The organism is Salinivibrio sp. IB872, from assembly GCF_001995345.1.
Classification (GTDB): Bacteria; Pseudomonadota; Gammaproteobacteria; order Enterobacterales; family Vibrionaceae; genus Salinivibrio; species Salinivibrio proteolyticus.
The window spans coordinates 1-7,179 of sequence record NZ_MUFO01000072.1 but is presented as its reverse complement, the minus strand read 5'-3'; the positions used below and the strand labels follow the sequence as shown (position 1 = coordinate 7,179).

At 41.2% G+C, this 7,179-nt stretch carries 6 protein-coding genes; 2 read left to right on the top strand and 4 right to left on the bottom strand.

The window, feature by feature from the left end; translation table 11 throughout:
• Positions 1-433: 433 nt before the first annotated feature.
• Positions 434-973, top strand: a complete 540-nt coding sequence (gene abiEi / locus BZJ18_RS16410; RefSeq protein WP_077458358.1) for a type IV toxin-antitoxin system AbiEi family antitoxin — start codon at positions 434-436, stop codon at positions 971-973.
• 234 nt (positions 974-1,207) lie between these two features.
• Here abiEi and BZJ18_RS16405 read toward each other — a convergent pair whose 3' ends face one another.
• The 4 genes from BZJ18_RS16405 to BZJ18_RS17640 all read right to left on the bottom strand — a co-directional run bounded on the left by BZJ18_RS16405 (position 1,208) and on the right by BZJ18_RS17640 (position 5,824).
• Positions 1,208-2,086: an alpha/beta hydrolase gene (locus tag BZJ18_RS16405; protein WP_047008504.1), complete on the bottom strand. Its 879-nt coding sequence runs from the start codon at positions 2,084-2,086 to the stop codon at positions 1,208-1,210.
• 32 nt (positions 2,087-2,118) lie between these two features.
• Complete coding sequence (locus BZJ18_RS16400; RefSeq protein ID WP_077458356.1) at positions 2,119-4,062, bottom strand: TonB-dependent receptor domain-containing protein; 1,944 nt, start codon at positions 4,060-4,062, stop codon at positions 2,119-2,121.
• 151 nt (positions 4,063-4,213) lie between these two features.
• Complete coding sequence (locus BZJ18_RS16395; RefSeq protein WP_218955748.1) at positions 4,214-5,167, bottom strand: LysR family transcriptional regulator; 954 nt, start codon at positions 5,165-5,167, stop codon at positions 4,214-4,216.
• A 573-nt stretch (positions 5,168-5,740) separates the two neighbouring features.
• Positions 5,741-5,824 carry an AlpA family phage regulatory protein gene (locus tag BZJ18_RS17640; RefSeq protein WP_239524785.1) on the bottom strand — a complete coding sequence of 28 codons (84 nt, stop codon included), beginning with the start codon at positions 5,822-5,824 and terminating at the stop codon, positions 5,741-5,743.
• Positions 5,825-6,006: 182 nt separating this feature from the next.
• Here BZJ18_RS17640 and BZJ18_RS17635 point away from each other — a divergent pair, with 182 nt between their 5' ends.
• Positions 6,007-6,294, top strand: coding sequence for a hypothetical protein (locus tag BZJ18_RS17635; RefSeq protein ID WP_241825001.1), 288 nt, complete (start codon positions 6,007-6,009; stop codon positions 6,292-6,294).
• Positions 6,295-7,179: the final 885 nt, after the last annotated feature.

Below are 7,179 nucleotides of genomic sequence, written 5' to 3'. Positions count from 1 at the left end.
TCCTCTTTGTAAAGGACCTTTAACCACTATTTTAAAAATCACATTAACATTTAATTATTAAATAAAAACCGTTTGTTTTTTTAATTATTAAATTAGAGAAATAGTAATTAACTTCACTCTTTCCTCAAAATGAAAAAGATCCGATTATGGCTATTATTGTTACCACCCCCCTAACTCAAAATAATCATATTCATCATCATAATTTCTGAGTTAGGATCCTAACCGAGAATGCACATCGGAGTCTGGCCGCGATTAGTGCTTCTATTTCCCTAGCCTCATAGCAGCAACTACATTCACTAGAAATTCTAAGTTAGGATCCTAACCGAGAAAAACCAAGCAGGGAGCACGAAGGGGGTATTAGCGATCACCAATTGCGTATCTTCAATCACAAGTGGACAAAAATATATGTCATACTTACTTTTTGTGACTATTTATGAGTATTGAAGTGAAAATCGAGACTGCATTAGAACGACTGCATAAGTTTGATAGACAAGGCATACATGTTTATCGAAAGAGTGATCTCAGGAGATTATTTTTTGATGATTCACTTACAGCATTCCAGCAAAGCTTGCTACGTTTAGTAAAAGCAGGAGTACTAGAGCGGGCGTGTAATGGTGTTTATATATTCTCATACAGCCGTCATAGGGGTGGTTATACTATTGAATACATTGCTAAATGCTTGCGACGGGGAGAGTACAATTACATCTCTCTAGAATCAGCACTCTCAGAATACAGCGTCATTTCCCAAGTGATGCTTGATCGAATCACTATCATGACAACAGGGCGTAAAGGGGAGTTTAGAACCCACTACGGAGTTATCGAGTTCACACATACAAAACGTGATTATATTGACATTATCAACAATACCATAACTTCAGATCGCCCCCTGCGGATTGCGAAAAAAGAAGCTGCGATTCGAGATTTGAAGAGGGTTGGCAGAAACACGCACTTAATTGTGACAAATCACGAGTAGGCAGATGCTGGCACTCCCAAAAATCACTGACTCACTTTTGGACAGAAGTACGTTAGAATACATACCCTAAAGTAGCCATAGATTTATTCAACGACTGCCTGAAAATGAGCCAGCCGCTCCCATTAATCAGAATGATAAAATGTCCAATAGAGATACATGAAAAAGCCAACTGTAATCACAGTTGGCTCAGTATTCCCCTCCTTGAACTTTTAAGCCTTATATTGACTAGAGCTGTTAGTTCGGAAAGTGTTTATTTAAGAAGTCCAAAACATGAGTAACGTACTTCTCGGTATCAAAGACAGGTGCACTGTGTCCTACACCTTCTTCAATGAAAAGTTGGTTGGTAACTCCATACTCATCAAGCTTAGCCTTAAGTATCTCACTTTGAGATAGAGGCACTCGCTTATCCAAGGTGCCGTGTAACTGTATATATGGTGGAGTATTTTCATTCACATAACTCGTCGTTGATGCTTTCTTGGCAAGCTTTGGAATATTGTTTGGAATATCTCCTAAGAAACGAGATACAGACGATTTTTTGCTGGTTTTCTTGCCACCTTTATTACTTAACTCAAGTAAATCGGTAGGGCCAAAAAAGCTTACTACGGCTGAGACCTTGTACTTTGGTGGCTCATAGAAATCTACTTGGTTGTATGCCGAGTTAGTCGCACCAATAAAGCCAGCGAGGTGCCCGCCAGCAGAGCGTCCCATTATCACAACATTGTCCGCTTTAATACCGAGCTTTTCAGCATTGTCGTACAAATAGTTCAGTGCATCATTAATGTCTTGTACTGGTTGAGGAAAGATCGCTTCTCCACTTAAACGATAATCAACTGAAGCTAGCGCATAACCTTCATTCAACACAGACTGAAGTAATAATGGGTTCTTTTCTGGGATGGCGTCTTTGCTCCCACGTTTCCATGCACCACCATGTACCCAGACTAATAACGGGTACTGAGTATTTGATTCAACCGAAGGAGTATAAAGATCGAGTTTAATCTCTCTTTCACCTACAGTTTTGAACAAGATATCCTTCTCTACATTGAACTCCCCAGCCAAACAGACAAAGGGCATAAGTAGCAGAGAGGTCATCGCAGACTTAATTTTCGTATTCATTGTTTTGTTATTCGCTTAAAAAAGTGAGTAGATTAGAAAGTCGCTTCAGCAGCTAACCAGTAGCGTCGGCCATCTTCAATGTAGCCAAACTCTTCCTCTGTGGTTTGCTCATCGAACAAGTTATAAACCGCTGCCATTAACTTCACATTTTTAGTTACACGCCAGTTCACACCGAGATCCACGTAAGTAATAGAAGGTGCCAAAGTTCTTGTGCTATCACTAGTAATGTTATTTTTCTCTTTGCCTTGATAGTTCATACGGGCCCATGAAGCAACATCATCACGCACTGCCCAATCACCATTAAGTGAGAAGATATGTTCAGGTGCTTGTACAAGAGGCAAGCTATCATCATCGTCATTAGTGCTCTTTTCACTACGAGTATACGAGTAGGTCGCACTTAGTGTAATTGACTCTGTAATACCCTTAGATACGGAACTTTCTGCACCATAGCTGATCGCATCATCAATGTTGACGTAAGTGCGGTCGCAACTTCTACTATCAGTACAAGTCGGATCGACAAACTCACTTTCGATCTTGTCTTTGAAGTCGCTGTAAAACAAAGTAATGTTTGCAGAAAGGTCTCGCTCATTAACGTAATACAGTCCCATCTCTGTATTGATGGAGGTTTCTGCTGTTAAGTCTGGATTACCGTAAATAGAACAACGTTCTCTACAGCTCTCTTGAACCCACTCTTCGTCCATTTGTGTCAAACTAGGTGCTCGATAACCCGTAGACACACCACCTTTTAGCGTCCAACTAGGGTCAATAGACCAGACCCCGTAAGCTCTTGGGCTAAATTGCCCGTCAAAGATCTCATTGTCGTCGTAACGTAAACCAAGGGTGAGAGCGAATGTATCCGTGAGATACCACTCGTCCTCAGCAAATACTGCCCATTGCTTGTTTTTAGAGGTCAATGACAGTTTATTATCAGTCAGATCCTTTTGCTCGAAAGATGCGCCCAATGTTAAGTAGTGAGCATTAAGAGGCAGACCCCATTGCGTATTAATTTGACTATTCTCGACTTCTTTATCTGCACCGATATTTTTTACTGTTTCATTACTGATAAATGAAGAACTTGTACCCCAAGAGTAGTTTCCGTCGTGGCTAAAACCAATAGATTGGCGTTCATATTCTCGTACTGCAACTTGAGACTCTCGCTCCACTGATTTACCTAGAGTGGTCTCTCGCTCTTGGTTGTGATTGGTGAACTCCAGAGTAAAAGTGTCATCCGAGGTAGGTGTGAGGTACAAAGAAGCTCGATAGTTGTCGAGTGTCTTACCTGCATAACCACCTTCAATTTCATCTTCTTTTCTTTCCTGATACAGTCCAGTCAAAGAAGTACTCAACAGACCATCAATGACAGGGCCAGCAAGGTAAAGCTGCCCTTGATAGCTATTGCCAGATTTTGAATTTTCTTGAAGCGTCGTTTCTGCACGCAAGCTTCCGTGCCACTCTTGATAATTTTTACGCGTAATAATATTAATAACCCCCCCCAAAGCATCAGACCCATAAAGGGTTGACATAGGGCCACGTACAACTTCAATACGTTCAATTGCACTCAACGGGGGAAGCCAGTCTTGTTCAGTAAACGTACTACCATTAGTTTGAGTTTCTCGACCAGACTGCTTCCTGCCATCAACAAGAATGGCCGTATATTGAGCAGGCATACCTCGAATTGAGATATCTTGGCCATCACCACCTCCTGTAACGGTTACCCCAGGTATATCACTTAAAGCATCAGTCAAATCTTTATATGAGCGATTTTCAAGTTGCTCTCGGGTGAGAACACTTATTGTTGCTGGCGCTTCTGTGACATTCTGTTCGTAACCAGAGGCTGTAACCACTACGGTTTCCATTGCTGTTGTATTGATACCAGTCTCAGGTAACTGGTCATTTGCAACAACGACCATAGGTACAGTAATACAAGCAGAAACAACTGATGTAGAAAATAGAGAGTATGTGAAAAGAGGCTTCATATTGAATAGGCTTAAAATGTAATTGCATTTAATAATTATTATCAATTAAACCTGATTATCATAATCACTGACAAGTTAATCACTATCGAGAAAAGAGAATATCACTATCCAATATACGAATAGTTAACCACGAATTACCCGATATAAGCATTTAAGCTAAAGTATCGGTTCCAACATAGAGCTGTTTAAAGATCTCTCGTACCCATTCACACATAGGATCATCGTTAAAGCGTTTGTGCCAATATAGGAAGACTTCTTGAAAGTCCAACTGTAGCTCGGCAGGTACTTCTCGAACGATCAAGCGAGGGTCTTGACAAGCTGCCTCTGCAAAAGGTGTCGGTAGATGAAATATAATCTCAGTCTCGGCTGCGATACTTGGAGCTGAACTAAAGTTATTCAGTTGCACTGGTGCTGATAAACGCTTTTTTTTGTTCGCTAACCCTAGCTCTTGGTATTTATGCTCAAACGACAATCGCTTCTCACCCTGCAAAGAGACTTGTCCAAAGTCAAATTCGGCCAAACGCTCTGGAGTTAGCTCTAAATCGGCCAGTGGATGATAGCGGTTCATAAGCAAACGGAAAGTGCGCTTAGCAACAACCATTCGATAGATATTTTGCTCAGAGCTTGGCGGTTGATGAGAGGAAAGTGCGAAATGAACATCTCCAGCCACCAACGCATCAAAATGACGTTTTGGTGCTGAGTCCAAACTGACCTTAAGGTTTGGAGCCTCTTGCCGAATCTTAGCGATAACCTTAGGCATTAAGGTATTAATCTGAGGAAGAAGGCCGTAAACCTTAACGGTGCTTGATACAGTGCTCGGATCAAACGAGTCTCTATGGGCAAGTTTTTCTAAACTGGTAATCACATTATTGATGTCTTGCCTTACTGACTCTGCTTTTGGAGTCAGTTCATAGCCGTATTTCTTGCGCACCAGTAATTCGTCATTAAAGAAAACTCTCATTTTTTGCAGTGCTCGACTTACCGCAGACTGGCTCATATTTAAAGCCATAGCGGTGTTAGATACATGCTTCTCTTCGAGCAAGTGCTTTAAAACAAAGAGCAAATTCAGATCAATTTGAGATAAGTTCACGTCAATACCACCCATCAAGCTTCCAGTAGGTGGTATAGTACATAAATCTCTAGAGTTTGAGGTAAGTGTTTTCGATACTACAAGGCACTATTGAAACACAAGTCTGGTAACAGGACAGTCTCCGTGTTAACACGAAAAGGGGCAAAAGTGTTTCAGAGCTTACGTTCATTACCCCATTGGTTCTGACAAACCCACTTATGAAAGATAATAGGTAACACATTTTTCACCACAGAGTTCTGCACTGAGAGGGCTTTTTATCTATCAATGAAATGAGCAGACTTTAGTTTTTGATGATGTGAGCAAGAACCGTGTTCTCGTAGTAGCGTTTGAAAGCTATCAGCCTTTGCCTGAGATACCCAAACACGAGTCGGATAACACCTAACTCTGTCTTTCGTCATTCGGAGAACATCGTTCTCCGTTCAACTGATGAAGATTTAAGAAGAAATTAGCTCCCTGAGATAGACAAAAGCAGGAACAAGGTTCCTGCAAGAGCATTTTTTATTCGTGTTATTAATCATGCAAACAATGACTTACTTTATATTTACGAAGGTTAAGCGAGAACACTGTTCTCGCAGTAACAAGTTGTATCTATTTTTGTTCTTCTAGCCATCGCTCAATGTCTTTTCTCTGCCAGCCCACTACCCTAGAACTAAGCGTAACAACGGGTGGCATTTTTCCATCCCGACGCCAACGCCACAAAGTACTTACGCTTACCCCCGATTTCTTTCGCTAACTGCTCTTGTCTTACAAACATTTTATTACCTTTATTTCTCTATTATTTAGTCGCATCTTAGATTCTCATCACCTGACTCATAATATAGAATAAGCAACAAACCATATTGACATGATAGCTAATGAGCTTAGATCAAAAACGCAATGCATTGAGAGTACAGCTAGAAACAGCAATTAATGACTTAAAAAACCAGGCCGAATCTCAAGGTTGTAAAATTGCTCAGCGACGTCGTTCTGGGTATTCATACGCTGTCGATGCCTTTCGGAACATTGTTCTCGAACCATGGTTTAACACGTTACTCAGTCAACATGATTCTGTACTCCAAAAGCACCGTAGCTCCAACGCTATCAAGCTTGCAGATATCGTAGAAATTTATGGCGGATTAAATAAAACAATTAAACTTATTTAAACGGTGCTAGATTTGCGGGGGTTCGGGCTTGATAGCCAGCAACACACTGATTATTTAGATCAAGTGCTCTGGGGGTTAAAGGATCTGCGTTCACTCACTCCACAACATCAAGAGGAAGAGGTTCGTTGGAACAGTGTTCTACCTTACTGCGCACTATGCTGGCGTCTACGCAGCCGATCTCACTACTACTGCGAAAAACACCATCCCATTAAGTCCACTAAACTTTATAAACAGCAAAAATACGCAGTTATCACTGCATTGAAACACCTGCCCGACCAGAACAGCACTGCTTACGAAAAGTATCTTGCACAGCCTAACAAACAGAAAAAGTTAGGACGACAACTGTATGATCTGTTCAGCGGCTATGCGCCGCATCCACGAGTATTTCTACGTCACTGTAAAGATAGCGCTATGTCAGGGGACTGGATCACACTATCAAAGAACATTGTTCAGACATGCAAAGTGACTTATCCAGCTAGCTATAAAAAAATAAAACAAATCAAACCAGATGATTTTAGAAACTGGCCCTCGTGGTGTATCGCGATTGTGAGATGTTTAGATCCTACGGAGCCAAATGCTTGGAACGAAAAAGAGTGCCTGACGCTTTTCAAYGAGTTGAATACTTGGACCACATTGATTGGGATCTTGCATCGCTTTGAGTGTGTAGAACGAATCAATAGCATTGAAACTAGACGTGGCCCGAGCGTTGGATATGGAGCGAATCTAAAACAACACCAGCAGATCAAAGACCTGTTAACACAACAACTAGCCACGAATAACAAAACTAACCTAAGTGATATCGCCAGAACGCTTGGGCTTAGCAGACAACGCATACACCAGATCATTAAAAAACATCAATTGCTCTCCTAAACAGCAAAGTAACTG

Excerpts from the sequence above, each read along its gene's own strand:
- BZJ18_RS16395 (WP_218955748.1), bottom strand. The coding sequence starts at position 5,167 with ATGGGTGGTATTGACGTGAACTTATCTCAAATTGATCTGAATTTGCTC.
- BZJ18_RS16405 (WP_047008504.1), bottom strand. The coding sequence starts at position 2,086 with ATGAATACGAAAATTAAGTCTGCGATGACCTCTCTGCTACTTATGCCC.
- BZJ18_RS17635 (WP_241825001.1), top strand. The coding sequence starts at position 6,007 with ATGAGCTTAGATCAAAAACGCAATGCATTGAGAGTACAGCTAGAAACA.
- abiEi (WP_077458358.1), top strand. The coding sequence starts at position 434 with ATGAGTATTGAAGTGAAAATCGAGACTGCATTAGAACGACTGCATAAG.
- BZJ18_RS17640 (WP_239524785.1), bottom strand. The coding sequence starts at position 5,824 with ATGCCACCCGTTGTTACGCTTAGTTCTAGGGTAGTGGGCTGGCAGAGA.
- BZJ18_RS16400 (WP_077458356.1), bottom strand. The coding sequence starts at position 4,062 with ATGAAGCCTCTTTTCACATACTCTCTATTTTCTACATCAGTTGTTTCT.